The following is a 26,076-nucleotide window of genomic DNA, read 5'->3' on the forward strand; positions in this document are numbered from 1 at the left end:
TTGCCCAGCTGCACCTTGAAGCTCACCGAGTTCTGGTAGCGCGGCACAAACACCAGACCGTACTTGCCATCCACCGTGAAATTGCTGGCAGCAAAGTCGCAGTCACCCGCGCTCGAGAAGTTGCAGCTCGTGACGTACGTGCCGTCCGGCTTGTACAGGTAGGCATACAGGCTCGGGCTATTCACCCCCGGCGTGAACACCAGGTCCTTCACCGCCAGGCCATAGCCCCTGCCCGCCACTCCGGTGAAGCTGTAGTAACCCAGCTCCTGGTCTGCCACGTTCACCGTCGTGACCGTGGCGTCGGTCGCCAGCGCCGTGCCGCTGTTGGCCGTCCTCAGGTGCAGCTTGATCTGGCCTTCGTCAAACCCATCCGGACGCACGAGCACGGAATACGCTCCATCACCCGGCAGCGCAGGCAGGCTCAACAAGAAGCCGGCGCGATCGCTGGTGTACTGGTAGGCCGACGTCAGGATGCTGCCGTCGGGCTTGTACACGTACACGTAGGTGTAGTTGTTGGTGCCCGTGTTGCCGTCGTCCAGCGTGTTGTTGGTCAGCAGCAGTTGCAGGTTCTTGCCCGTCACGCCGTTGAAGGTGTAGCGCGCGTTCTGGCCTGCCTTCAGCGTGGCCAACGTCGGCGACGGGTCATCGATGGTCAGCGCGCCCTGGACGTTCGCGACGAGGCTCAGGTTGATCGCACCGGTCTCGGTCGGCTTCGGAATGAAAACGAGCGTGTAGGTGCCGTAGGCCGTGAGGGGCTTGGTGAAATCCACCACGCCGCTCGCGCTGACAGAACTAGATGACTCCGCAAGAACCCCGTCAGGACGATAGACCTCTATCGTCGCGGAGGACGCAAAAGTACCACCAGAGGTCACCAGGCTGAGATATTGTCCTGGATTCGCATCAAAAATAACTAGGGCCTTTTTTCCCTGCGTGGAGATCGCCAGCGGAACGGCGACGCTATCCAAGACGGCACGCGACTTGTATTCAATATCGGAAACCAGGTGCACACCCGGAACGGCAAAGAAATCAGCCGATTTACCCGATTTGCCGAATCGCGTCGCCACAGTGATCGGGCCGGACGGCGCTCCTGGCGGGACCTTACTCTTGAGAAGGGTGGGCGACGGGCTGTCGGCGTCCGAGACGATTTGGGCAGGGCCATTTCCAAAGGAAACGGCGTTATCCACGACACCAATCTGGAAGTTATTACCCGCAATGGTCACGACATCGGCTGGTTTACCAATATTCGGCGTGATCGAGGTGATAACCGGAATGGGCCTGTCAGCGCCGGTCACGAAGTCGGTCGCGCTGGTCACCTGCCCCTTAGAATTGCTGACGGTGATGCGACCCGTTGTCGCGCCCGCCGGCACCTTGACCACCAGCTTGTTGGCCGTGGCAGACTGAACCGTGGCGGCCTTACCATTGAACTTGACGGTATTTTCGGCCGCAACGGTGCTGAAACCGGAGCCATAAATGGTCACGGCCGTGCCGCTGGGACCGGCATTCGGGGTGAATTCGGTCAAAGCCAGCACATTTGCCGGGTATCGCTTGACCTCAGTGATATTGCCGACGGCGTCGTATTTGTACTGCACGCTGTCGCCATCAGGCGCCACGACTTGAACCAGACGGCCCAACTCGTCGTAGACGTTGCTGACACCGGCGTAAGCCGCCGCGCTGCAAAGCAGCAGGGCCAGACTCATGCGCCGCAAAAACCCGTCCCTTACAGCGGCCGAATACAGTCGACCCCATAGGCCCGCAACGCTAGATCCGCAGCGCAGTTGTGACATCTCTCCCCCAGCAAATGAATATCCTAAAGCCCAGGGAAAGCAATAACCACACGGCGCGCAAAACGTGCCCGTGCCCCTCCCCTTGCGCCACTGAAAACATCTTGTAGCTTTGGCTCGGAGGCAATGCTAGAGGATCAAAACAGCGATTCCAGAATCGCTTACAGGAATTTACAACTCATTTGCAACTAACGCTGGGAAACCAAGATCAGCAGCCACCTAATTCTCAGAATCAGCTGCGCTAAAATATCAATCGACGTCAATCCCCACAAGCTGAAGTGGGGCAGGCCGGTTCGGGCCGTCCGCTCAAGCTCCGAGTGGCGGCTAAACAAGGTCTTCGGCGCGTTTCGCACCCCCGCCAGGCGCACCGGGCGCTTCACGAATGCCGGATCCGGCTGGCGCCTGCAACAAGCGAACGCCCGACGCCTTCTTGCACCACACCAGCGTCGACGAAGTCGGGGTACATCGCGATCGCCTGGTCGCGCGCCCTTTCGCCAACAAACACGTGAGGCCGGTCCTGCTCAGGCGGAACCGTGACGAAGATCTTGTCGCGAATGCGGAATAAGCCGTGCGCGCGGTGCGGCTCCTCGGTCACGTTGGGCAGGGCCAGGGCGTACTGGCGGATCGTCGCGTATTTCATCTCGACATGATGGGATGTGGATCTCGACCGTCGACTGAAGATCCGTGGGGTCGAATGCCTCGTCATGTCGTTCGAAGAGCGGCCCCGGCGCCTGACGGTATTCAGACTCAGGCCGCAAGTTCTCATAGATCTTTGCGCAACCTGTGCCGGTCTGCACCAGCGGACAGCGCGACATCGCGTAGGTAGCGGTCGGGATGGCCAGGCACACCATGCCTGGTGGCAGCGAGGCGGCCGAGGTAACCGACAGGGCCGCCCCAGGTACTCCAGCCGGCCCGCTTGCTGCTCCGTCACTCCGTAGCTGACGAAGGGCTCGGCGGGGCGCGCGATCTCGTCGATGCGCGCCACGAACTTCGGCCACAGCGCGGGGATATCCGGCCACATGGGTGCCGTGCGAATCTGCAGGCCGACGATCACGCAGGCCGGTAGTTGAACCGTCGTGAGAGTCATGCAGGCGTTCTCCTGGTGGGGACGGCCTAGACGCTGGCCGCCATAGCCACGATGAACGGCGGACGCCGTTTTCGACGCCTGCGGGGGGATCAACCCGCGTTCAACGCCACCCGCAACTGCTCACCCAACTCCGGCCGATGCGCAAAGGGGTTGCTGGGGTTGCGCATTTGCAGAATGTCTTCGTTTCGCGCCGCCACCGGTGCGAGGGCGCGTTCGTTGGGGTGGCTGAAGATGTAAAAGCGGTTGGCCTGCATCGCGTCGAACACGAACTGTGCGACCTCGGCGGCGCTCACCTTGCCGCTGGCCACGGCCTTCTCGCCCAGCGCCTTGGCCACGCGCTGGCTCACCGTCATGGGGCCGTCGTCGCTCATCTCGCCGGGGCGCGCGCGCTCGCTGTGCGCGATGCCGGTGGGCACGAAGTACGGGCACAGCACATGGGCGTGTACCTGATCGGTCACCAGCGCCAGGTCCTGGTAGAGCGTTTCACTCAGCGACACCACCGCATGCTTGGTGACGTTGTAGGCCCCCTGGTTGGGCATGTTCACGAGGCCGGCCATCGAGGCGGTGTTGACGATGTGCCCGCGGTAGCCTGCATCCTTCTTGGCGGCTTCGAGCATCAACGGCGTGAAGATGCGCACGCCGTGGGCCACGCCCATCAGGTTGACGCCGATCGTCCATTCCCAGTCTTTCTGGGTGTGCTCCCAGATCAGCCCGCCAACCGAGATGCCGGCGTTGTTGAAGACGAAATGCGGCACACCGAAGCGCTGAAGGGTCGCGTCCGCCAGCGCCTGCAACCGGTCGGCGCGGGACACGTCGACCTGCACCGGCAGGACCGCGGCACCGGAGGCCGCCACGTCGGCAGCCGCCTTCTCGAGCGGCTCGGCCATGACATCCGCCATCACCACGTTCATGCCTTCGCGCGCCGCGATGCGCGAGGCCTCGAGCCCGAAGCCTGACGCGGCACCGGTGATGACCGCGGTGCGGCCGGTGAAGTAGCCCATGGGGTTCCCCTTGTTCAAGATGATGATGAGATGGGATTCGCGCGGTCGATCAGTGCATCGAACGCGCAGGAGCGTGGCAGGCTGCCGAAGGCACCGAGTGAATCGCCGCCGTTCAGCCGCGACGCGCAGAAAGCCTCGAAGACGAATTCCGGGGCGTGCTGCCGCAGCAGCGCCGCCTGCACAGCGAGCGCGACATCGCGTGCCAGCACCCGGGCCTCGATCTCGTCGGTCAGGCCGTCCAGTCGTGCAGGCAGGCCTTGAGCGAGGCGGTCGAAATGAGGATGGGCGCCCAGCGCCGGGGCGAGTTCTGCGGCGAGCGCATCGGCCACGGGGCCCGCGCGCAGCGATCGCAGCAGGTCGATCGCCATGATGTTGCCGGCCCCTTCCCAGATCGAGTTCAGCGGCATCTCGCGGTAGATGCGCGCCATCACTCCTTCGCCCTGCTCTTCGACATAGCCATTGCCACCCAGGCACTCCATGGCCTCCTGAGCGAAGTGGCTGCCACGCTTGCAGACCCAGAATTTCGCGACCGGAGTGAGAACGCGTCGCATGATTGCTTCATGGCCGGTCGCGTCTTGCCTGTGCTCGGTGCGGTCGACGGTGCGGGCCACGCGCAGCGCCAGCGCCGTCGCGGCTTCGCTTTCAAGCGCCAGGTCCGCCAGCACGTTCTTCATCAACGGCTGGTCGATCAATGGCCGGCCGAACGCCGAGCGCTGAGACGTGTGATGAATGGCGATCGACAAAGCCTGGCGCATCAGGCCGGCGGTGCCCAGTGCGCAGTCCAGCCGCGTCAGTGCACCCATCGCGAGGATTTGCGTCACGCCCCGGCCCTCGTCGCCCACGCGCCAGCCGAATGCCTCGCGAAACTCCACCTCGGAGCTCGCGTTGGCGTGGTTGCCCAGCTTGTCCTTCAGGCGCTGCACCTCGACGCGGTTGCGTGTCCCATCCGGCAGCCACCGCGGCACCAGGAAACAACTGAGCCCACCGCCGGTTTGGGCCAGCACCAGGTGGGCATCAGACATCGGGGCCGAGAAGAACCACTTGTGGCCCGTGATGAGGTAGCGCTCGCCCCACGCATCCGCGCCATCGGGCAACGCCCGGGTGGTGTTGGCGCGCACGTCCGACCCGCCCTGCTTTTCCGTCATGCCCATGCCCAGCGTGACGCCGCGCTTGTCGGCCACCGGCCGTGCGCTCGGGTCATAGGTCGCCGCGGTGAGCCTGGGCGACCACAACGCGTGCAGCACTGGATGGGCCTTCAGTGCCGGCGTCGCCGCATAGCTCATCGACACCGGGCACATCACCGAAGGCTCCAGCTCGGTGAAGAGCATGAACCCCGCGGCTCTTCGCACGTGTGCCCCCGGGCCACCGGCCCACGGCGCGCCGTGGAGGCCGTGGCCGATCACCCGCTCCATCAGGCGGTGGTAGCTGGGATGAAACTCCACCTCGTCGATGCGGCGGCCCTGGCGGTCGTGCGTGTGCAACACGGGCGGGTGCACGTGGGCCAGGCGGGCGTGGCTTTGCATCTCTGCCGAGCCCACCTCGGCGCCCAGGACATCGAGCGCGGCGTCGTCCGCCGCCACCCCGTGGAAGGCCAAAGCGTCGCGCAGCGCCCGGTGGCCCCGATAGAGGTTCGCGCCGACCAGCGGGGCGCTCTGGTTGGTCACCTCGTGGGTGAGCCCGGAAACGTGCCCCTGGACAAGCTCTTGGGATGGGGTCATTCAAACCTCCAGCGAGGGCCGGTTCCGATGCCCGGCGGCCGGGCGATCACGGCCGCCGAAGCATCTCCTGGTGCGGGATGTTGTCTTCGAGGTAGGGCTCACCCACGGGCTCGAAGCCGAACCCGCCGTAGAACTTGGCCAGATGGGCCTGGGCGCTGATGCGGTTCGGCTGTCCCGGGTAAGCCTCATCGCAGCGCCTGACGGCTTCGGCCATCAACACACGGCCCATACCGCTGCCGCGCAGCCGCTCGTCGCTGATCACGCGGCCGATCGAGGGTTCGGCGTACTTCAGGCCCGGGTCGACCACACGCAGGTACAGCAGCAGCTCGCCCTGGTGGGGGCCGTCGGCGGCACGGCCCAGCAGATGCCAGCTCTGCTGGTCCAGACCATCGCAGTCCAGATAGGGGCAGTTCTGCTCGACGACGAAGACACGCTGGCGCAGATGCAGCACCTCGTACAGCGTCTGGGTGCTGAAGCCGTCGAAGCGGAACCAGTCCCAATGGATCTGCATCGCGCTCACACCAACTTCACCAATTGCTTGCCGAAGTTCTTGCCCTTGAGCAGGCCGAGGAAGGCCTCCGGGGCACTCGCAATGCCTTGCGCCAGAGTCTCGCGGTACTTGAACTGTCCCGTGGCGACCAAGGTGCCGAGCTCCTTCAGGGCCTCGGGCCAGACTTCCATGTGCTCGCTGACGATGAAGCCTTCGAGCTTCATGCGGTTGGTCAGCAGCAACTGCGGGTAGCTCATCGGGATCGGCTCGCCGTTGTAGCCGGCGATCATGCCGCACAGGGCGATGCGGCTGAAGGCGTTGGCGCGCAGCATCACGGCGTCCAGGATCATGCCGCCCACGTTCTCGAAGTAGCCGTCCACGCCGTTGGGCGCCGCGTCCTTCAGCGCCTTCGACAGGCTCTTCACATCGGCGTGCGCCTTGTAGTCGATGCAGGCATCGAAGCCCAGCTCTTCGACCACCTGAGCGCACTTCTGCGGCCCGCCCGCGATGCCCACCACGCGGCACCCCCGCACTTTGGCCAATTGGCCGACGGCGCCGCCCACGGCACCGCTGGCGGCGCTGACCACCACGGTCTCGCCCGCCTTGGGGTTGATGATCTTCACCAGGCCGTACCACGCGGTCACACCCGGCATGCCGACCGCGCCCAGGTAGGCCGACAAAGGCACATGGGTGGTGTCCACCTTCTGAAGCACGCCACGCTGGGTGGCATTGACGACGACGTACTCCTGCCAGCCCCCCATGCCGACGACCTTGTCGCCGACCTTGAAGTGGTCGTTCCTCGACTCGATCACTTCACCCACCGTGCCGCCGATCATCACCTCATCCAGCGGTTGCGGCGCAGCGTAGCTCTTGCCTTCATTCATGCGGCCGCGCATGTACGGGTCGAGGCTGAGGAAGTGGTTGCGTACCAGCACTTGGCCCTCGGTGAGCGCCGGCACCGGCGTCTCGACCAGGCGGAAGTTCTCGACGGTCGGTTCGCCTTCGGGGCGGGAGGCCAGCAGCACCTGGCGGTTGATCGTGGTCATGGGTGGATCCTTTCAGGAATGGGGGTCGAGGTTCGAGTCGCTGCGTTGCAGCGGCTTGAGGGTTCGGTCGCGCGCCGGCAAGGCACGCACGTACTTGAAGGTGCCGGTCGCATGGGCGCAGATGGCACCATCAGCGTCCAGCACCGTGGCTTCGCAAAAGGCCATCGTGGCGGTGCGGTGCAGCAGCTTGCCCAGCGCCCGCAGCTCGCCTTCGCCGGGGCGCATGAAACTGGTCTTCATCTCGATCGTGGCCACGCCCGGGCCATCGAGATTCTGGCTGCGGGCGGCCATCGCCATCGCCACATCCAGCATGGTCATCAGCACGCCGCCGTGAGCCACCTCCCACGAGTTCATGTGCGACTCGGCGAGGTCCACACGCACTTCGCTGGCGCCATCGGCGCACGCATGCAGCTCCAGCCCCAGGCGCTCGACGAACGGCACCTTGACCGGAAACGGGATCTTCGATCGGCTGGACAAGTCATCAACCTCCTGTGAGGGCCGACACACCGCCATCCACGGCCAGCGTCTGCCCGGTGATGTGTTTGCCGGCGGCCGAGGCAAACAGCAGCGCCACGCCCTTCAGATCGTCGTCGTCGCCCAGGCGCCTCAGCGGCGCGTGGGCCGCCATCTTCTCGGCGCCCAGCTTCTCCAGCAGGCCCTTGGTCATCTTGCTGGGGAAGAACCCCGGCGCGATGGCGTTGACGGTGATGCCGTGGCGGCCCCACTCCCCCGCCAATGTGCGGGTGAAGTTGATCACTGCTGCCTTGCTGGTGTTGTAGGCGATGGTCTGCATTTCCGGCGGGTTGCCGCCCAGCCCGGCGATGGAAGCCACATTGATGATGCGGCCCGACTGGCGCGGGATCATGCTGGCGCGCCCGACCAACTGGCTGAAGACGAACAGGCTGCGGATGTTCAGGTTCATCACCTTGTCCCAGGCCTCCAGCGGGTGATCTTCCGCCGGCGCGCCCCAGGTGGCGCCCGCGTTGTTCACCAGGATGTCGATGTGGCCCAGGCGGCTCATGGCGTCATCCACCACGCGGCGCGCATCCTCGGGCTGGCTGGCATCGGCGGCCACCCATCGCGCATCGATGCCTTTGTCTTGCAGGTGAGCGGCGGCTTCTTCCAGATCGGCCGCCTTGCGCGAGCTGAGCAGGATCTTCGCGCCGGCTTCACCCAGCGACTCGGCGATCTGCAGGCCCAGGCCACGCGAGCCCCCCGTCACCAACGCGGTGCGGCCCTCGAGGTTGAACAGTTGTTGAACAGGGGTGCTCATGAATGGGACCTCATGGTTGCGGTAAGTCTGGAGCGGGTGGGCGCCGTACCGGAAGGGGGCGCGGGCGATTCATTTCAGAACCATTCGTCGAGCATCTCGCGGCAGACGGCCTCTCGGCTGCTCACCACCTTCAGCCAGGCATCGACCAAGGGCAGCTCATAGGCGAAGAAGTAGCGGCAAGCCGCCAGGCTGCCGTCGCGCCGCGGCGCTTCGGCGGCTTGTGCAGCCAGCACCACATCGAGCCAGATCCACGCGACCACCACATGGCCGAAGGCCTGCAGATAAGGTGTCGCGTTGGCCAGGGCCTCGGCAGGCTCGCCAGTGGCCCAGGCCGCCTTGGTGGCGGCGCCCAGGCGCTGCACCGCGCCGCCCAGTTGGGTGGCGAACTCGGCCAAACCCTGGACATGGCCGGCGCGCTCGATCGTGGCATTGATGCGCGAGGCCAGCAGCTTCAGCCCCGCACCGCCTTGCATCACCACCTTGCGCCCCAGCAGGTCAAGCGCCTGGATGCCGTGCGTGCCCTCGTGGATCATGTTCAAGCGGTTGTCGCGCCAGTACTGCTCGACGGGAAAGTCGCGCGTGTAGCCGTAGCCTCCGTGCACCTGGATGGCCAGGCTGTTCGCCTCCAGGCACCATTGGCTCGGAAAGCTCTTGATGATGGGCGTGAGCACTTCCAGCAGCAGCGCCGCTTCGGCGCCCGCCTCGGGGGCCCCGGTGTGCTGCTCGTCCACCAGGCGCGCGCCGTACAGGCACAACGCCAGCGCGCCTTCGCTGTACGCCTTCTGGGCCAGCAGCATGCGCTTCACATCGGCGTGCTCAATGATCGGCACTTGGGGCGCCGCAGCGTCCTTGCCGAAGGCGGGCGTGCCGCTCGCCGGGGCGGAGGTCGGCGCGCTCGGGGCGCCGGTGATCGGGCGGCCCTGTGGACGCTGCCGCGCATAGTCCAGCGAGGCTTCATAGCCCGCATAGCCCAGCATGGCGGCCCCCAGGCCCACACCGATGCGCGCCTCGTTCATCATATGGAACATGCAGCGCAGGCCTTCGCCGGGCCGTCCCACCAGGTAGCCCACCGCGCCAGCGCGGCCCGCCGGCTTGAAGCGGCCTTCGCCGAAATTGAGCAAGGTGTTGGTGGTGCCACGCCAGCCGCACTTGTGGTTCAGGCCCGCCAACGCCACATCGTTGCGCTCACCGGTCAGCCGGCCTTCTGCATCCACCAGCTTCTTCGGCACCACGAACAGCGAGATGCCCTTGGTGCCCGGCACCAGCTTGCCATCCGGGCCGGGAATCTTCGCCAGGACCAGGTGGATGATGTTCTCGGTCAGCTCGTGCTCGCCTGCTGAGATCCACATCTTGTTGCCGTGAAGGCGGTAGCGCGGGCCCAGCGCATCGGACTCGAAGTTGTCGCCGTCCGGCACGGCACGTGTCGCCACATCGGACAGGCTGGAGCCCGCCTGCGGTTCGGACAGGCACATGGTGCCCGACCAGCGGCCACTGAACTCGTTCAGCGCGAAGACCCGCCGCTGCGCTTCATTGCCATGCGCCATCAGCAGATTCGCATTGCCCACCGTCAGCAAACTGCCGCCGATGCCGACCGAGGCCTTGGCGAAGAACGCATTCGCGGCCGTCTCCACCAGGTAGGGCAGCTGCATGCCGCCGATGTCGTAGTCCTGCGCAGCGCTGAGCATGCCGGACTCGCCGAAGGCCTTCCAGGCCTCATGGGTCGCCTGCGGCAGGATCACCTTCTCGCCATCGAAGCGCGGCTCCTCGGTGTCGACCAGTCGGTTGAACGGGGCAAACTTCTCGCGTGCCAATCGCTCGGCGGCATCCAGCACCGAGCCGAAGGTCTCGCGGGAATGGTCGGCGAAGCGGGCACGCTGTGGCAGCGTGTCTGCCTGCAGCCAGTCGTACAGCAGGAAGTCGATCGTGGGTCGAAGCATGTCGGCGCTGAGGTAATCGATTTATCGGTTCATCGGGACCACGGCCATCGTGCCGGAGGCCTTCATCACCAGGGTGCGTTGGTCGCCACTCACGGCGTAGACCTCGGCTTCGGTGAAGCTCAGCATCCGCCCCGGTTTCAGCACGTGGGCTTCGCACTCCAGCCGCTCACCCCGGCCGGGCCGCAGCAGGCTGGTCTTCAATTCGGCGGTCAACACCCAGTGGCCGTCGGGCGCCACGGTCTGTGCTGCCGCGCCCATCGAATGATCGGCCAATGAGGCCATCACCCCGGCATGGGCCTGGCCGGTGTGCTGCAGGTGGCGATGGGCCAGCGGCAGCACCGTCCACACCCGCCCTTCGCCGACGGCCGTGGGTTCGACGCCCAGATCCACCATGAAGGGAGAAGCCGCGAAAAAGCTGCGCAAAGTCGCCAGATCGGTCTTCATCGCCGCCTCACGCAGGGGGCGCATCACCGCGCTTGCTGATCGTGCCCTGCGCCACCGCACACAGCGTCTCTTCGTGCCCCAGCACCGAGAAGACGTCGCATCGGCAGACCGTCTGGCTGCGCCCCACGCCCACGGCCTTGGCACGGACCACCAGGCGCTCCCCCATGGCTGGCTTGAGGTAGTTGATCTTGAATTCCGAGGTGACCACCGGCACGCGCATCGCGGTGCCGCCCGCAAACGTCAGCGCGTTGTCGGCGAGGTAGCTCACCACGCCGCCGTGCGCAAAGCCGTCTTGCTGTTTCAGATCGTCCCGCAGGGGCAGTTGCAGCTCCACGTCGCCCGGCATCAGGTGCGTCAGCTCGGCGCCGAGCAGCACGCTGAAAGGCTGGCGCTGCAGCACATCGCGGCCGAGCTGCAAGAACACGTCCGGATCAAAGGTATCGCTCGTCATCGCAGGCCTCCAGAGATCAGAAGGGCCACCAGCTCACTGCAGCCGGGGCCCATCCACACGCAAGCGGATTCGCCAGCCGGCGTCGATCCCGCCTGGCTTAGGGAACCGGGCCAAGGCCTGCTGGGCCACGACATCGGCCTGTTCGGCCAGCTCGGCCTTGCCGGCTTCGGTCTGCAACGCCCGGAGTTGGTCGGGCGAAGGGTCGTAGGCGTAGCCCTGCAAGCGCAAGCCACCGCCCAGTTGAGGCCGCTGTTCGTTGCCCTGCTGGTGCAGCCGCGCGAAGCCCACCACCGCGCGGCCTTCGGCGGGCTGGAAGTCGACGCTCACGCCATCCTTGACAGCCTCATCGGGATGGATCGCGAACTCGGCGTCCAGCGCCGACAGCACACCCGCGACGTAGACACAGCCGTCCAGCCGGGCCGCGGGCCAGGCCCCCAGCGCCTGGGCGAAGCGATCGGCGTCGTCCCGCGCATCGGCTGGGACAGCGCACGCTGCAGGCATCGGCAATGCCGCCTGCTGGGCCCACCACAAGGCGGCGCCCTTGTCCGGGCCCGCCGCCGGCAGCGCGTACAGCCCCGCCAGGCGCGATCGGGCCCCCGTGCGGCCAGCCTCTGCCGCCCGCAGGTACAGGCGAGCCGCTCGTTCGACGTTGGGCTTCAGGCACAGGCCCTGCTCGAACATCGCGCCCCCCAGCAACCAGGCATCGGGCGATGAGCTCGCCATCGCGGCATTCAGCTCTTTCACGGCGGTGGCGCAGTCTTTCGCCTCGATGGCTTTGACCACCGCCCGGGTCGCCTCCGTGGCAGCGTGACTCAGCAGGCACGCGCCGGCCGCCACCGCCGCCAGACCTCCGCGGAGTCCGGCCCGGGCCCAGCGCCGCGCGGGCCCGGGCATCACAGCACCTCGAAGATGCCAGCCGCGCCCATGCCGCCGCCGATGCACATCGTCACGCACACCTTCTTGGCACCTCGGCGCTTGCCTTCGATGAGCGCATGGCCCGTCAAGCGCTGGCCCGACACGCCATACGGGTGGCCCACGGCGATCGCGCCGCCGTTCACGTTCAGCAGGTCCATCGGGATGCCCAAGCGGTCGGCGCAGTAGAGCACCTGAACCGCGAAGGCTTCGTTCAGCTCCCACAGGTCGATGTCATCGATCTTCAGGCCCAGGCGCTGCAGCACCTTCGGCACCGCGAACACGGGGCCGATGCCCATCTCATCCGGCTCGCAACCCGCCACGGCAAAGCCGAGGAAGCGGCCCAGAGGCTTCAACCCCTTGCGCTCGGCGTAGGCCTCGCTCACCACGGCGCAGGCGCCCGCACCGTCGCTGAACTGGCTCGCGTTGCCCGCGGTGATCACGCCTCCTGGCATCGCGGTGCGGATGTCCTTGATGGATTCGTAGGTGGTGCCTTCACGCAGCCCTTCGTCGGCGCTGACGGTGACCTCACGGGTGCGCAGGCCCATCACCTTGTCGGCCACGCCGGCGGTGACGGTGATCGACACGATCTCGTCGTTGAACTTGCCGGCGGCTTGTGCCGCGCAAGCCTTCTGCTGGCTGGCGGCGCCGTACTGATCCTGCCGCTCTTTGGAGATGCCGTAGCGCTTGGCCACGTTCTCGGCGGTCTGCAGCATGCTCCAGTAGATCTCGGGCTTGTGCTCCTTCAGCCAACTGTCTTGCAGCATGTGGGTGTTCATCTCCTGCTGGACGCACGAGATGCTCTCCACGCCACCGGCGACGTAGACATCGCCCTCGCCAGCGATGATGCGCTGGGCGGCCAGGGCGATCGTCTGCAGGCCGCTGGAGCAGAAGCGGTTGACCGTCAAGCCACCCACGGTGATCGGCAGGCCTGCGCGCAGTGCGATCTGGCGAGCGATGTTGGCACCGGTGGCGCCCTCCGGGTTGGCGCAGCCCATGATCACGTCTTCTACCGCGGCCGCCTCGATGCCGGCGCGCTCGACGGCCGCCTTCACCGCATGGCCACCCAGCGTGGCGCCGTGCGTCATGTTGAAGGCGCCTTTCCAGCTCTTGGCCAGCGGGGTGCGTGCGGTGGAAACGATGACGGCTCGGCTCATGGCGGGCTCCTGTAGGAAAGTCGTTGTAGTCAAGCACCAGCCGCCTGGCTGACCAGGCGGTGGTAGAAGCGGATCATCTCGGCCAGATTGGCGTTCGAGAGGCGTTCATTCGTGCCGTGGAAGCGGGCCAGGTCTTCTGGCTTCGCCCGCACCGGCGAAAAGCGGTAGATGTGGTCGCTGATGGATTCGAAGTGCCGGGAGTCGGTGGCCGCCACCATCAAGCCCGGGGCGACCAGGGTGCCCGGGAAGACCTCTCTCACCGTCTTGTTGACCAACTGGTAGCTGGCCGACTGCGTGGGCGATACGCGCGACGGCTCGCTCGCGCCCGGCAGCGCGGCCAATTCGTAGCGGGCGCCCGGCATGGCGGCGCCGGCGACATCGTGCACATGCCCCATCACCGCCGAGGCGCTGTCGCCCGGCAGCAGGCGGAAGTTGATGGTGGCCTCGGCACGGCCGGGCAACACGTTGTCCTTGTTGCCCGCATGCACCATCGTCAACGCCGTCGTCGTGCGCAGCATCGCGTTGGTGCTGGCCTTGGCTTCGAGCTGCCGCTGCACCACCGGCCCGAACAGCCACAGGTTGGACAGGGCCACACGGCCGAAGCCGCTCATATCGGGCGCCAGCGTCTCGAACATCTCGCGCGCCACGCCGCGAATGCCGCCAGGCAGTTGGTGGTCGTCCAACCCCTTCAGCGCCGCGCTCATCATCGCAATGGCACTGTCGCCGGGCGGCGGAGGCATCGACGAGTGGCCGGGCGTGGCCGGCACCTTGAGCACCACCGACAGGTACCCCTTTTCGGCGATACCGATCAGCGCCGCCGGCTGGTTGAGGCCCGGCACGATGCCCTCGGTGACCAAAAGACCTTCGTCGATGACAAAGTCCAGTCGCTCGCCACGAGACTTGAGCACGGCGGCGATCTTCTGCGCACCGCGCTCGCCACCTACTTCTTCATCGGCGCCGAACGCGAGGTGGATGGTGCGGCGTGGCTGGAAGCCGCTGGCCGCCAGCAGCTCGATCGCCTCCATCTGCGCGATCAGGTTGCCCTTGTCGTCCCAAGCGCCACGGCCCCAGATGAAGCCGTCTTTCACCGTGCCTGCGAACGGCGGCTCGGCCCAGTCGCCCTCGGTCCCCGGGGCGATGGGCACCACATCCTGGTGGGCCAGCAGCAAGACGGGCGGCAGCTTCGCATCGGAGCCCGGCCAGGTGTAGAGCAGGCTCAAGCCACCCACCACTTCGCGCTGCAGCACCCGGTGGGCCTGCGGGTAGCGCGCCTGCAGCATCGCGTGCAACTGCTCGAACTGATCGGCGTTCTGATGCGCATCGTCGAAGCTGGAGACGGTGCGTGCGCGGATCGCCTCGGCCAGCCGCTGGGCTGCCGCAGCTTCGTCGAACGCCAGCGGCGGGGCCGGCGGCACATCGAGCTGGCGCGAACCTTGGCGATAGGTGTTCACCACCACCGCGGCGGCCAGCAAGGCCACCGCGGCCAGCAGTGTGAACCACAGGCGCTTGAGCATGGGCGGTCAGTTGAAGCTCTTGCCCTCTTCCACCAGCTTAGCCAGCAGGGGGGCCGGCTGCCAGAACGCCGCATCGTCGTTCGGGTTCTGGGCAAAGCGCTTCATTGCCTGCGCCACGTTGTACAGGCCATACGTGTCGGCGTAGCACATCGGGCCGCCCCGGTGCAGCGGGAAGCCATAACCGGTGAGGTACACCATGTCGACATCGGACGCGCGCTGGGCGATGCCTTCTTCCAGCAGACGCGCGGCTTCGTTCACCAGCGCGAACACCAGGCGATGAACGATCTCGTCGTCGCTGATCTGGCGTGGGGTGATGCCCATGGCCTGGCGGTGATCGGCGATCATCTTCTCGACCACGGGCGAAGGAATCGCGTCGCGCTTGCCTTCCTTGTAGTCGTACCAGCCCGCACCGGTCTTCTGCCCGAAACGGCCCATCTCGCACAGCAGGTCGGCGGTCTTCGAGTAGCGCAGGTCCGGCTTCTCGACATAGCGGCGCTTGCGGATGTACCAGCCCACGTCGTTACCGGCCAGGTCACCCATGCGGAACGGGCCCATCGCAAAGCCGAACTTCTCGACCGCCTTGTCCACCTGGGCGGGCGTGCAGCCTTCTTCCAGCAGGAAACCCGCCTGGCGGCTGTACTGCTCGATCATGCGGTTGCCGATGAATCCGTCGCACACGCCCGAGACGACGCAGGTCTTCTTGATCTTCTTGCCCACCGCCATCACGGTGGCCAGCACGTCCTTCGCGGTCTTTTCGCCGCGCACCACCTCGAGCAGCTTCATCACGTTGGCCGGGCTGAAGAAGTGGGTGCCGATGACGTCCTGCGGGCGCTGGGTGAACGCAGCGATCTGGTTCACATCCAGCGTCGAGGTGTTGGTGGCGAGGATCGCGCCGGGCTTCATCACCTTGTCGAGTTGCTGGAAGACGGCCTTCTTAACCTCCATGTCCTCGAACACCGCTTCGATCACCAGATCGGCGTCGCCAATGGCGTCGTAGCTCAAGGTGGTGGACAGCAGCGCGATCGTGGCTTCGTACTTCTCGGGCTTGAGCTTGCCTTTCTTGACCTGCGCCTCGTAGTTCTTACGGATGGTGGCCACGCCACGCTCCAGCGCCTCGGGCTTCATCTCCAGCAAGGTGACGGGGGTGCCGGTGGACAGGAAGTTCATCGCGATGCCACCGCCCATGGTGCCCGCACCGATGATCGCCACCTTCTTGATCTCGCGCAGCGGCGTGTCCTCGGGCACGTCGGCGATCTTGCTCGCCGCACGCTCGGCGAAGAAGGCATGGCGCAGGGCCTTGCACTCGGGCGTCATCATCAGCGCCACGAACTGCTCGCGCTCGTAGGTCATCCCGTCGTCGAACTTCTTCTTGACGGCAGCCTCCACCGCATCGACGCACTTCAGCGGTGCCGGGAAGTTCTTCGCCATCGCGCCCACGGTGTTGCGGGCGAACTGGAAGTAGCCGTCTGCGTTCGGGTGGGTCACCTTCATGTCGCGCACCAGCGGCAACGGGCGCTTGTCGGCGATCTCGGTCGCGAAGGTGATCGCGCCCTGCAGCAAATCGCCATCCGTGATCAGCTTGTCGAACAGCTTCTGGCCGGGCAGCGAGGCCAGCACCTCGCTCTTCACCGGATCACCGCTGACGATCATGTTCAGCGCCGTCTCCACCCCGAGCACGCGCGGCAGACGCTGGGTGCCGCCGGCGCCCGGCAGCAGGCCGATCTTGACTTCGGGCAAGGCCACATTGGCCCCCGGCGCAGCCACCCGGTAGTGGCAGCCGAGCGAGAGCTCCAGGCCGCCCCCCATGCAGACGCTGTGGACGGCAGCGACCACCGGCTTGCTGCACAGCTCCACCAGGCGGATCAACGACAGCAGATTGGGCTCGGCCAGCGCCTTTGGCGTGCCGAATTCCTTGATGTCGGCGCCTCCGGAAAACGCCTTGCCGGCGCCGGTGATCACGATGGCCTTGACGTTCGCATCGGCCTGCGCGCGCTCCAGCCCTTCGGCCACCGCCAGCCGGCTGGCATGGCCCAGGCCGTTGACCGGCGGATTGTTCAGCGTGATGACGGCCACCGGGCCGTGAAGCTCATAGCTCGCGCTCATGTGAGGTGTCCCTTCGAGAGAAATCGGAAGGCAGGAAATAGAACGATCGTTCGATTCTAGGAAGATTCGAAAGCCCTTCAGTGTCTCTGCCGCGACAAGGCGTTGGCTAGGTGAAACCCTAGGCCCGATCCGACGAAACGGTGCGCCCCGGGCCCCCATCGCCCCTATGCTCGCGGCTTCACTTTTCCGGCCTGTGCGACATCGCGATGCTTCTTGCCCGCTCTTGCCACCCTGCCCGTCTGGCGCGACCGATCGGTGCGCTGTCGATTGCCCTGCTGTTCGCGCCGGCCCCGGGTGCAGCCGCCGCAGCCGATGCCGCGGCGGCGTCCGACGCATCGAAGAAGCCCACCTGGAACGTCAACCAGCCGCCTGGCGAAGCCCGCACCGCCGACATCGACGTGCGCACCGGCACCTGGATGAGCGTGGACGTGAGCCCCGACGGCAAGACGCTGGTCTTCGATCTGCTCGGCGACCTGTACCTGCTGCCCATCCAGGGCGGCGAGGCCCGGCCGCTCACCCATTCGATCGCCTGGGACCACCAGGCGCGCTTCTCGCCCGATGGTCGGCAGATCGCCTACATCAGCGACGCCGGTGGGGGCGACAACGTCTGGGTGATGAATGTCGACGGCAGCCAGGCCCGAGCGGTGAGCACCGAAGACTACCGGCTGCTGAACAACCCCGTCTGGCACCCGAACGGCCAGTTCATCGCCGCGCGCAAGCACTACACCGGCACGCGCTCGGCGGGCTCGGGCGAGATCTGGCTCTATCACGTCAGCGGCGGCAAGGGGGTGGCGCTGAACGAGAAGCCGAACTGGCAGAAAGACCTGGGCGAGCCGGCCCTGTCGCCCGACGGCCGCTACCTCTACTACTCCCACGACGCCACGCCAGGCCGCACCTTCGAATACAACAAGGACTCGAACAAGGAGATCTTCAAGATCTACCGGCAGGACTTGTCCGATGGCTCCGTCGAGCCCTTCGTGCAAGGCCCGGGCGGCGCCATCCGGCCCACGCCGTCGCCCGACGGCAAGCACCTCGCCTTCGTTCGGCGGGTGCGCAACCAGAGCACGCTGTTCCTGAAAGACCTCAGCACCGGTGTCGAGCGTGCCGCCTGGCCCGGCCTCGAACGAGACCTGCAAGAGGCCTGGTCGGTCTATGGCGTGTACCCCGCCTTCGCCTGGACGCCGGATTCACGCTCGATCGTTGCGTGGGCCCGCGGCAAGCTGTGGCGCATCGACCCGTTCCACAACACGGCGGTGGACATCCCCTTCCATGTGAAGGACACGCGCGAGCTTCGCACCGCTCTGCGGGTCCCGCAGGCGGTGGCGCCGGACGAGTTCCCCGTGCACCAGCTCGGCTCGGTGCAGGTATCGCCCGATGGCCAGCGCGTGGTCTATTCGGCGCTCGGCCACCTCTACCTGCGCAACCTGCCGCAAGGCAAACCGTATCGGATCACCACCCAGAACGATCGTTTCGAGTTCTTCCCCAGCTTCTCGCGCGATGGCAAGGAGCTGGTGTTCGTGACCTGGAACGACGAGCAGCAGGGCTCGGTGCGCAAGCTGCAGCTCGACACCAACCGCGAGACGGTGCTGACGCCCACACCCGGCAAATACCTGGAGCCGCGCTTCTCGCCCGATGGCAAGACGGTCGTCTACACCAAGGCCCGTCCCGGCATGCTCACCTCGCCATGGCACGCCATCGAGACGGGCGTCTACTTGGTGCGAAGCGACGGTCGCGTGGCGCCCGTGCGGTTGGCCAAGGAAGGCGACGGCCCGCAGTTCGCCGATCGCAACGACGAGCTGTACCTGTCGCGGTTCAGCGTCTCGAACGAGGTCGACCTGAAGCGCAGCCTGGTGCGGATCGACCTGAACGATCGCCAGGAAACCGAGATCGCGCACGGCGAGTTCGTCTCTGATTTCGCCGTCTCGCCCAACGGCCAGTGGCTGGGCTTCACCGAGCGTTTCCATGCCTACGTGACGCCCTTGCCGCGCACCGGAAAGTCGGTCGCCGTGGGTTCCAAGATGGACGCGCTGCCCGTGCGCCAGCTCGATGTGAACGCCGGCCTGGCCATGCACTGGAGCGGCGACAGCCAGAAACTGCACTTCTCGATCGGCGACGAGCTGTTCACCACTGCGCTCGCCGATGCCTTTGCGCCGGGCAGCGACAAGGCCTACCGCCCGAGCGAATCAGGCCTGAAGATCGGGTTTGCCCAGAAGACCGACCGGCCTCAAGGCACGGTGGCGCTGGTCGGCGCCCGCATCGTGACGATGAAGGGCAGCAACCCCGAAGAGGTCATCGACAACGGCGTGGTGGTGGTTGAAGGCGACCGCATCAAGGACGTGGGCCCGGCCTCGCAGGTGCGGGTGCCGCCCGAAGCGCGGCAGATCGATGCGCGCGGCCAGACGATCATTCCGGGCCTCATCGATGTGCACTGGCACGGCCCGATGGGGGATTCGGACATCATCCCCCAGCAAAGCTGGATCAACTACGCTTCGCTGGCCTTCGGGCTGACGACGGTGCACGACCCGTCCAACCGCAACAGCGAGGTCTTCACCAGCGCCGAGCTGCAGCGCGCAGGCCTCATCGTCGGGCCCCGCATCTACTCCACCGGCAGCATCCTCTACGGTGCCAAGGCGGGCGTGACGGCGGTGGTCAACAGCCTCGACGACGCGCTGACCCACCTGAAGCGTCAGAAAGCCGAGGGCGCCATCAGCGTGAAGAGCTACCAGCAACCGCGGCGCGAGCAACGCCAGCAGGTGCTCGAGGCCGCCCGCCAGACGCAGATGATGGTGGTGCCCGAAGGCGGATCGATGTTCCAGCTCAACATGAGCATGGTGGTCGACGGCCACACGGGCATCGAGCACGCGCTGCCGATCGCCGAGGTCTATGACGACGTGAAGCAGCTGTGGCCCCAGACGGCCGTCGGCTACACGCCCACCCTGAACGTGGCCTATGGCGGGCTGGATGGCGAGCACTACTGGTATGCGCACACCGACGTCTGGAAGCATCCGCTGCTCGCGAAATTCGTGCCCCGCACGGTGCTCGAATCGCGGGCCGTGCGCCGCCCGATGGCGCCGGAGGAAGACTACAACGTGGTGCGCGTGGCGCGCACCGCCGCCGAGCTGCAACGCCTGGGCGTGAAGGTCAACATCGGGGCCCACGGCCAGCGCGAGGGCCTGGGTGCGCACTGGGAAATGTGGATGTTCGGTCTTGGTGGCATGAGTTCGCTCGAGGCCATCCGCACCGCCACGCTGAACCCGGCGCACTACCTGGGCCTGGACCGCGACCTGGGCTCGATCGAGCCCGGCAAGTTGGCCGACCTGGTGGTGATCCGCGGTGATGTGCTGGCCGACATCCGCCAAAGCGACCAGATCAGCCTGGTGATGCAGAACGGCCGCCTCTACGAGGTGCCGTCCATGAACGAGGTGTGGCCACGCGCCAAGGCCCGCAAGCCCTTCTTCTTCGAGGGCGCCGCAGGCACCGGCATGCCCATCGACACCGAGTCGCACAGCCACGGCGACGACTGAGGCGGCACCAGCCCGTCGGGGCTGGTGCACCAGATCAAGCCTCTTTCGGCGCGGCGTCGATGGTGAGCAGGTCGCGCCCGCCCCGGGCCACCCGCACCGGGGCGCCGATGACGAACTTGCCACCGCCGTTGCGGAAGGCCTCGTCCGCGTTGTCCGGTTGCGTGGTGGCGTCGTCGGTGCGCGGGGGCGCGTTGTAGCGCCCTTCCACCGCGGTGCCGGATTCGGTGGCCACCGAGTTCGTCTCGTTCACGAACAAGCGGAAGGGCTGCCAGTTGTCTTCCTTGTTCACCTCGTTGGCGATGCTCTGCCGCAGCGCCTGGATCTCGGTCTTCATGGCAGCCGGCGGCTGAGTGCCATTGGCCACATGCTGCTGCATGCCGTTCTGCAATACATCGAGCCGGCTCAGGTAGGCGTTCACCGTCTCGGCAGCCTCGGGCCGCATGCTCTTGCGCTCGATGAAGACGCGGTTCTTGCCCTTGGGCAGGTTGGCCAGGTCGGCCATGAACTTGTCCAGCGCCTTCTCGCCCCCGTGCATCAGGCCGTCCGGTCCCCGTTCGCCCAGGTGAGGGGCCCACTCGGCCCGCTGGGCGTTCATCAGCTTGAAGAAATCGCCTTCGACGGAAAACTCGCGGTGCTTGAACGATGTGTCAGGGTTGATGCGGCCATTCTCGGTGGTGAGACGCACCAGGCCACTGGAGCCACCGAAGATCATCTCCGACTCGATCCCCACCTTGCTGCGGGACAACAGCATCACGGTGCCGCCGTCACCCGTGCGGAACACCGGATGAGACACACCGATGTCGCCTCCGGCCGAGCCTGTCGTGCGCTTGGCGCTGGTGCCTTGGAAGACCCTCATGGCGCCGCCAGTCTCGGTGGCCTGGCTCTTGTTGAAGAAGGTGCGCTTGATGCCTGCGGTGATCTGGCCACCCGCGGAAATGCTCTCTTTGAAGCCGGCTGGCTCGTGCTGGCCCTTGGGCAGTTTCTTGTCCTCAGGTCCGATGCGCGCCGTGGCCAGACCATCGGCCTGCAGCGACCACGACGCCGAGGTGGCGCTGCCGCGGTTGTAGCCGAAAGAGATGTCGTGGTGATCGCCCAGTTTGGCCACGACTTCCTTCCACATCTGGTTGGGGTTCTCCGGGCGATCCGCTGCGTCAGCCAGGTCGAAGATGGTGTTCACCACCTGCTCGGACATGCGCTTCCAGCTGTCCTCGTCCGACTGCATCCGCGCCTTGTCGGCGTCGCTGAAGTTCTTGTGTTCCTCCCCCTTCTTGTGGGTGCGGATCATCAGGCCGGTCGACGATGAATGCGTGCCGCCCAGCCGGGCCACGGCGCCCACACTGAAGTCGCCCACCCCGTGGGTCAAGCCGGCACGAACGCCGACGCCCAGGCTGCCACCCCACTTCTTCTCTTCGCCCAGGTAGATCACTCCAGAACTTGAGGCCACACCTGCCCGCAGGACCGTAGCCTTGGTGCGGTCCACCGACGCCTCTACCACCGGCGTGAAGCCCACGGTCTTGTCGCCCACGGCGACGCCCCCGGCCGAGAAGCCCACGCGGCCGGCGATGGCCGTCTTTCGGCCCGCCGTGTAGTCGGCCACGTCGCCACTGGCGACCACACCGATCAGCAGCTTGCGCAGTACCTCGCGACGCTCGTGCGGCGTGGTGGCGCGGTCGAACTCTTTCTGTCGATCGGCCAGATCACTGACGAACTGGCCCTTGCCCTGCAGCATCGCGTAGGACTCGCGCAGCTTGCTGAGTTGCTCGTCGTTCTTCGGCACCGGGCCCGCGGCCTTGCTCTTGCCCATCCAGGTGTCCAGTGTCTTGGGCGTGAGCGGCTGCTTCAGATGCGTGTCGCACTCGCGGTTCAGCGTGTTCGTGTCCAGATGGGCGGCAAGATTGAACGGTGCGGTGGAAGACGCCACCGAACCCGACCGCGATGGCGCGGCGGGTATCGCCCCTGTGCCCGAACCGGCGGTGGAGCCCGCGGGTGACGCGGCGCGAGGTGGCGCGAAGATCTCTTGCGCCAGTTCGGCCACCCTCGCCTTCACGGCCTCGGGTGAAACCTCGATCGAGGCATAGGGATCGGTCTGGTCTTTCAGCTTCGCTTCCCACTGCTCCATCGCGGCCAGGTGGGTCAGGCCCTTGGCGCGATCGGCCGGCGTCATGTCGGCAGCGTGGGCGCGAAGGTGCGTGTCCATCAGCGTGCGGCTTTCGCTCACCGCCTTGCCGAGCTGCTTTTTGTACTCGGCCGGCACCTGCCCCAGCTCCACACCCATGCGGCCGGTCTCCAGCAGCGTGCTGAAGGGCGACATCTCCTGGCCTCCCACGCGCATCACCTGCCTCGCGAACCGGCCAGCCATCGTGGCCGCGTTCGGCTTCTCTTCGATGGCCACATCGATGTGGTGAACGAACTTGTGCAAGCGCTTGGCCATGGCGTTGAAGTCGGACTTCTGGCCGCTTTCAGTGAAGCCGTTGCGCAGCGCCACATAGGCGGGTTTGAACTCCGGGTGCAATTCGGGCTCGCCGTCGCGCCGGCTCATGTTGGCCTGGGCGTACTTGAAGGCCTGGATGGCCAGCGTGCTGCTGTCTTCATGTACCTCACCCAGGCCGCCTCGCCGCGTCTTGCCGGCGCCAAGCATCGCAGGGTCCCGGGTCAAGGCGGGTGCCGCGTTCACCGCTTCCAGCACGCGCTCCGTGCTCTGGTCGCCTTGAATGTCGAGCTTGCCTTGCAGCGCCGTCTCGGCCCGCAACGTCAACTTGTAGTGCTCGATCGCACGCTGGGCCTGAGCACGATCAGGCGCCCCCTCGGCAGGCAGCGACATGCCTTGCAGGTTCATCAAGGCTTCCATGCCATTCGGCGACGAGGCCAGCACACGCCGCGCCTGGTGGGCCAGCTTCATCGTGTTCTCGTGATCGGGATCAGCGGGCAGGCCGGGCCCGGAGGTCAGAGAAGCCAGTGGAGAAGGCTCATCCGCCGCACGGCGCTGCACCCCAGGCAGATCCGGCCCGCCGTTCCACAGCGCGTTGTAGACCTTGGCTGCCTGGGCCGCATCGGTGGTCACCGAGCTGAGCGCCGAGGCGACCAACAAGGCCTGTTCATGGCGCAGGTGGTGTCCATCCGGGCGCTTGACCGGATCGGGGTTGGGGTGATCGAGCAGCCGGTTGGCCAGCACGGTGGGCCCCAGGCCGGCCACGCCGTCCGCCTCGCTCGGCTTGAACAAGCCTGAGACCTCCTTGGTGAACGCCGCCGCGGATTGCAAGGCATCCGGGGTCGTTGCCGGCGCGTTCTGGCGCCCGAAGCGCAGGGTTTCGGGCTTGCCGGTCAACTGCGTGGCGGCCGTTTGCGCCGCTTGGCTGCCCTTGTGGTCGATCGCACGCTGCCCGCGCCGCCCCAACTCGGCCGCAGTCACCGTCCGGCCCGGCGCATGGCCACCGTTGAAGGTGGTCGGACCCGTGCTGGCCGTCGAATGGCTGATCGGCCCGATCGTCACATCCACCCGCAAAGGGCTGGTGCGATTGGACAGGCCCTGCGCCGTCCCACGCACTCCGTCCATCATGCGCTGGCCCAGATGGCGGGCCGGCGGAGTTCCGGTGGGCGGTGTGTCGCCGGTTCGCGCTTCGGTGGTCCCCCGTTCCGCGTCCATCAGCTGCCGCAAGGTGAGCCGCTCGCGTGGCGCGGTGGTCGTGGACGTAGGCGCAGAGGTAGAGGCAGGCGTGGACGGCTTCAACGCCTGCACCAGGCTGTCCATCGCTGTGTGGATCCTGGTTTCAGCCAACACGGCAGTAGCTCTCGTCGAGGTGAGCTCGTCGCGCGCCTGATCCACCTGAGTCTCGGCGGCGCGAAGCGCTTCGGGACTGCCCGCTGCACCCCGATCAGCTTCCCACTCCTGCAGCCCGGCCAGTTCCTGGCTGAGTTCCCCATGCCGAGTGCGCATCTTGTCCAGCTCGACATCGGTCTGAGCGACGACGTTGCGCTGCCTGTCGATCGCTGCTTGGGCCTGGGCCACCAAAGGTTCAGCCTCGCCGATTTGTTGCCGCGCATTCGCCGCCGCGCGCTGGGCGTGCCTGAGCTGTTCGCGTTGCTCGCTGCGAGTCTGGCGTGCCGCGCGCAAGTCCGTCACGACCTGGCGACGCTCATCCCCGTGGAGGCGCTCACCGCGGTGCAGCAGGCGGCGCACGCCCGTGCGCACCTTCAGACCGTCGATCCGCTGCTGCGACTCCTCAATGCCTCGGTTCAGGTTTCCGACGTCGCGCTCAGCGCCCGCCAGCTCGGCACGGTGCTGAGCCAGCCTCGCCTCAGCCTCTGTCAGATCTTGGTGGAGATCACCGCCCGGGTCCAAGCGAGCCTGCTGATCGCGGCGCACGTCTTGGACCGTGTCAATCTGGCCGCGCTGCTCTGCCAACGCCTGCTCCAAAGTCGTGCGGTGGGCCGCATTGAGTGCGTTGTCGCTGCCAGACTTGCAGGCCTCGCGCACGCCATCCAGCGCACTGACCACCGACTTGGCGGCATCCGCATGTGTCGCGATCGAGGGCTCCTGAGCATCGAACACGTCTTTGGCTTGGGTCTTTGCGGCCTCCAGTTGCTTCAGCGCGTCATCGGCCGCGCTGTGCTTGGCTTGCGCCGTCTGGACCAGCTTGCCCGCGTCGGCCACCTGATGATCCAAATCAGGGATGGCCCCCTGCTGCTCCTGTAGCTTCTCTTCGAGTTCCCGCTGCGCATCCAACAAGTCCGTGCGCGCCTGCTTCAAGAGGTCCAGCTGCGAAGCAGATGAAGAGGGTGAAGGGTCGGGCGACGCCCCGCCCAAGCTCGCGCGTGATTCCAGCTTGGCGATGGCCTTCTCGACATCACCCAGATCACGGCGTATGTCTTGCTGCTGGCGGCGCGTTTCGCTCAGCAAGCGGGTGGCAGAAGCGTGCTGCGCCTGCAGGTTGGCAAGGGCTTCCTGGGCCTCGTTGAGCTTGTCGTTGGCGGCGGTCAGCGTCTCGCGCCTCGCCTTGATTCCCTCGTCAGCGGTTTTGCTCAGGCGATCCCAGGTTTGCTTCAATTTGAGATGCACCTGATCGATTTGCATCGCCGCCTTGCCGTCGATCGCCTGTCGGTCCTTCAGCTCAGGCAGTCGAGCCTCGGCCGCCTGAGCGGCCCTCAGCGCGTCAGCGGTATTCACCGAGGCCGCAGGCACATGATCCGCCCCACCCGCGGAAATCACCGTCGGGCGGGGCCGCAACACCACCGCGGGCCCGCGCGGCAGCGCAGTCGGCACGCCGCCCGTCGACGAGGCGTGCGAGTGTGCAGGGCTGCGGGGGGCGTGGCCGGTGGTCGAGCGAACCGAGTCGCTGCTGTGGCTCGATCCGGTCGACAGCGTGCGCGTCAAATCGGGGACGTGCGTTGACACGCGGGGGCTGATGGGGGGCATGGCGCTTCCGATCTGAACAGGCAAGGGTTCGAGGGGTACAGCGTGTGGGCAGCCCGCCGCTCAGGCAGCAATGCCACGAAGCCAGGTCGCAGGCTGCGAAGAGCCCGGCGCTGGCGCCTGCATCACCACATCCAAGAACGACGCGCGTCGCGAAACCACAGCGTCGCGCTCATGGAGCTGGCCATGTCGATGGGTGGCGGTGGCGGCCCGCACGGTTCCATGCGA

Annotated in this window: 17 protein-coding genes; 1 reads left to right on the forward strand and 16 read right to left on the reverse strand. The window is 66.4% G+C overall.

What is annotated here, in order from left to right:
• From AACH06_RS23215 to AACH06_RS23285, 15 genes are all read right to left on the reverse strand, one after another.
• A partial coding sequence (locus AACH06_RS23215; RefSeq protein ID WP_341428168.1) for an IPT/TIG domain-containing protein occupies positions 1-1,697 on the reverse strand: 1,697 nt, incomplete at its 3' end.
• Positions 1,698-2,157: 460 nt separating this feature from the next.
• Positions 2,158-2,421 carry an MmcQ/YjbR family DNA-binding protein gene (locus AACH06_RS23220; protein ID WP_341428169.1) on the reverse strand — a complete coding sequence of 88 codons (264 nt, stop codon included), beginning with the start codon at positions 2,419-2,421 and terminating at the stop codon, positions 2,158-2,160.
• Positions 2,422-2,957: 536 nt separating this feature from the next.
• Entirely contained in the window at positions 2,958-3,869 is a 912-nt protein-coding gene (locus AACH06_RS23225) for an SDR family oxidoreductase (protein WP_341428170.1), read from the reverse strand.
• Positions 3,870-3,883: 14 nt separating this feature from the next.
• Positions 3,884-5,587: an isovaleryl-CoA dehydrogenase gene (locus AACH06_RS23230; protein ID WP_341428171.1), complete on the reverse strand. Its 1,704-nt coding sequence runs from the start codon at positions 5,585-5,587 to the stop codon at positions 3,884-3,886.
• Between the two features lie 46 nt (positions 5,588-5,633).
• Positions 5,634-6,098, reverse strand: coding sequence for a GNAT family N-acetyltransferase (locus tag AACH06_RS23235; RefSeq protein ID WP_341428172.1), 465 nt, complete (start codon positions 6,096-6,098; stop codon positions 5,634-5,636).
• A gap of 5 nt (positions 6,099-6,103) precedes the next feature.
• Positions 6,104-7,123 carry an NADP-dependent oxidoreductase gene (locus AACH06_RS23240; protein ID WP_341428173.1) on the reverse strand — a complete coding sequence of 340 codons (1,020 nt, stop codon included), beginning with the start codon at positions 7,121-7,123 and terminating at the stop codon, positions 6,104-6,106.
• A gap of 12 nt (positions 7,124-7,135) precedes the next feature.
• On the reverse strand, positions 7,136-7,636 hold the full coding sequence (locus tag AACH06_RS23245) for a PaaI family thioesterase (protein WP_423222075.1): 501 nt from the start codon (positions 7,634-7,636) through the stop codon (positions 7,136-7,138).
• Positions 7,605-8,396: an SDR family oxidoreductase gene (locus AACH06_RS23250; protein ID WP_341428175.1), complete on the reverse strand. Its 792-nt coding sequence runs from the start codon at positions 8,394-8,396 to the stop codon at positions 7,605-7,607. Before AACH06_RS23250 ends, AACH06_RS23245 begins: the two co-directional genes overlap by 32 nt.
• A gap of 74 nt (positions 8,397-8,470) precedes the next feature.
• Positions 8,471-10,333 carry an acyl-CoA dehydrogenase gene (locus tag AACH06_RS23255; protein WP_341428176.1) on the reverse strand — a complete coding sequence of 621 codons (1,863 nt, stop codon included), beginning with the start codon at positions 10,331-10,333 and terminating at the stop codon, positions 8,471-8,473.
• A gap of 21 nt (positions 10,334-10,354) precedes the next feature.
• Positions 10,355-10,801: a PaaI family thioesterase gene (locus tag AACH06_RS23260; RefSeq protein WP_341428177.1), complete on the reverse strand. Its 447-nt coding sequence runs from the start codon at positions 10,799-10,801 to the stop codon at positions 10,355-10,357.
• Positions 10,785-11,228: a PaaI family thioesterase gene (locus AACH06_RS23265; RefSeq protein ID WP_341428178.1), complete on the reverse strand. Its 444-nt coding sequence runs from the start codon at positions 11,226-11,228 to the stop codon at positions 10,785-10,787. The genes AACH06_RS23260 and AACH06_RS23265 overlap by 17 nt, the downstream gene beginning before the upstream one ends.
• 33 nt (positions 11,229-11,261) lie before the next feature.
• Positions 11,262-12,122 carry an SEL1-like repeat protein gene (locus AACH06_RS23270; RefSeq protein WP_341428179.1) on the reverse strand — a complete coding sequence of 287 codons (861 nt, stop codon included), beginning with the start codon at positions 12,120-12,122 and terminating at the stop codon, positions 11,262-11,264.
• Positions 12,122-13,297 (reverse strand): acetyl-CoA C-acyltransferase, encoded by a 1,176-nt coding sequence (locus AACH06_RS23275; RefSeq protein ID WP_341428180.1) that lies wholly within the window; start codon positions 13,295-13,297, stop codon positions 12,122-12,124. Before AACH06_RS23275 ends, AACH06_RS23270 begins: the two co-directional genes overlap by 1 nt.
• 29 nt (positions 13,298-13,326) lie before the next feature.
• Positions 13,327-14,811, reverse strand: coding sequence for a M20 family peptidase (locus AACH06_RS23280; protein WP_341428181.1), 1,485 nt, complete (start codon positions 14,809-14,811; stop codon positions 13,327-13,329).
• Between the two features lie 6 nt (positions 14,812-14,817).
• The gene (locus AACH06_RS23285; protein ID WP_341428182.1) at positions 14,818-16,914 is read right to left on the reverse strand and encodes a 3-hydroxyacyl-CoA dehydrogenase NAD-binding domain-containing protein; all 2,097 of its coding nucleotides are present in this window, start codon (positions 16,912-16,914) and stop codon (positions 14,818-14,820) included.
• A gap of 206 nt (positions 16,915-17,120) precedes the next feature.
• Here AACH06_RS23285 and AACH06_RS23290 point away from each other — a divergent pair, with 206 nt between their 5' ends.
• Positions 17,121-20,438: an amidohydrolase family protein gene (locus AACH06_RS23290; RefSeq protein WP_341428183.1), complete on the forward strand. Its 3,318-nt coding sequence runs from the start codon at positions 17,121-17,123 to the stop codon at positions 20,436-20,438.
• A gap of 34 nt (positions 20,439-20,472) precedes the next feature.
• Here AACH06_RS23290 and AACH06_RS23295 read toward each other — a convergent pair whose 3' ends face one another.
• On the reverse strand, positions 20,473-25,851 hold the full coding sequence (locus AACH06_RS23295) for a coiled-coil domain-containing protein (protein WP_341428184.1): 5,379 nt from the start codon (positions 25,849-25,851) through the stop codon (positions 20,473-20,475).
• Between the last annotated feature and the right edge of the window lie 225 nt (positions 25,852-26,076).

It is taken from the genome of Ideonella lacteola, assembly GCF_038066555.1.
GTDB lineage: Bacteria > Pseudomonadota > Gammaproteobacteria > Burkholderiales > Burkholderiaceae_C > Ideonella > Ideonella lacteola.

Coding starts and splice junctions, on each gene's coding strand:
- AACH06_RS23290 (WP_341428183.1), top strand. CDS start 17,121: ATGCTTCTTGCCCGCTCTTGCCACCCTGCCCGTCTGGCGCGACCGATC.
- AACH06_RS23245 (WP_423222075.1), bottom strand. CDS start 7,636: ATGGCGGTGTGTCGGCCCTCACAGGAGGTTGATGACTTGTCCAGCCGA.
- AACH06_RS23225 (WP_341428170.1), bottom strand. CDS start 3,869: ATGGGCTACTTCACCGGCCGCACCGCGGTCATCACCGGTGCCGCGTCA.
- AACH06_RS23265 (WP_341428178.1), bottom strand. CDS start 11,228: ATGACGAGCGATACCTTTGATCCGGACGTGTTCTTGCAGCTCGGCCGC.
- AACH06_RS23280 (WP_341428181.1), bottom strand. CDS start 14,811: ATGCTCAAGCGCCTGTGGTTCACACTGCTGGCCGCGGTGGCCTTGCTG.
- AACH06_RS23285 (WP_341428182.1), bottom strand. CDS start 16,914: ATGAGCGCGAGCTATGAGCTTCACGGCCCGGTGGCCGTCATCACGCTG.
- AACH06_RS23220 (WP_341428169.1), bottom strand. CDS start 2,421: ATGAAATACGCGACGATCCGCCAGTACGCCCTGGCCCTGCCCAACGTG.
- AACH06_RS23230 (WP_341428171.1), bottom strand. CDS start 5,587: ATGACCCCATCCCAAGAGCTTGTCCAGGGGCACGTTTCCGGGCTCACC.
- AACH06_RS23250 (WP_341428175.1), bottom strand. CDS start 8,396: ATGAGCACCCCTGTTCAACAACTGTTCAACCTCGAGGGCCGCACCGCG.
- AACH06_RS23235 (WP_341428172.1), bottom strand. CDS start 6,098: ATGCAGATCCATTGGGACTGGTTCCGCTTCGACGGCTTCAGCACCCAG.
- AACH06_RS23270 (WP_341428179.1), bottom strand. CDS start 12,122: ATGCCCGGGCCCGCGCGGCGCTGGGCCCGGGCCGGACTCCGCGGAGGT.
- AACH06_RS23275 (WP_341428180.1), bottom strand. CDS start 13,297: ATGAGCCGAGCCGTCATCGTTTCCACCGCACGCACCCCGCTGGCCAAG.
- AACH06_RS23240 (WP_341428173.1), bottom strand. CDS start 7,123: ATGACCACGATCAACCGCCAGGTGCTGCTGGCCTCCCGCCCCGAAGGC.
- AACH06_RS23260 (WP_341428177.1), bottom strand. CDS start 10,801: ATGCGCCCCCTGCGTGAGGCGGCGATGAAGACCGATCTGGCGACTTTG.
- AACH06_RS23295 (WP_341428184.1), bottom strand. CDS start 25,851: ATGCCCCCCATCAGCCCCCGCGTGTCAACGCACGTCCCCGATTTGACG.
- AACH06_RS23255 (WP_341428176.1), bottom strand. CDS start 10,333: ATGCTTCGACCCACGATCGACTTCCTGCTGTACGACTGGCTGCAGGCA.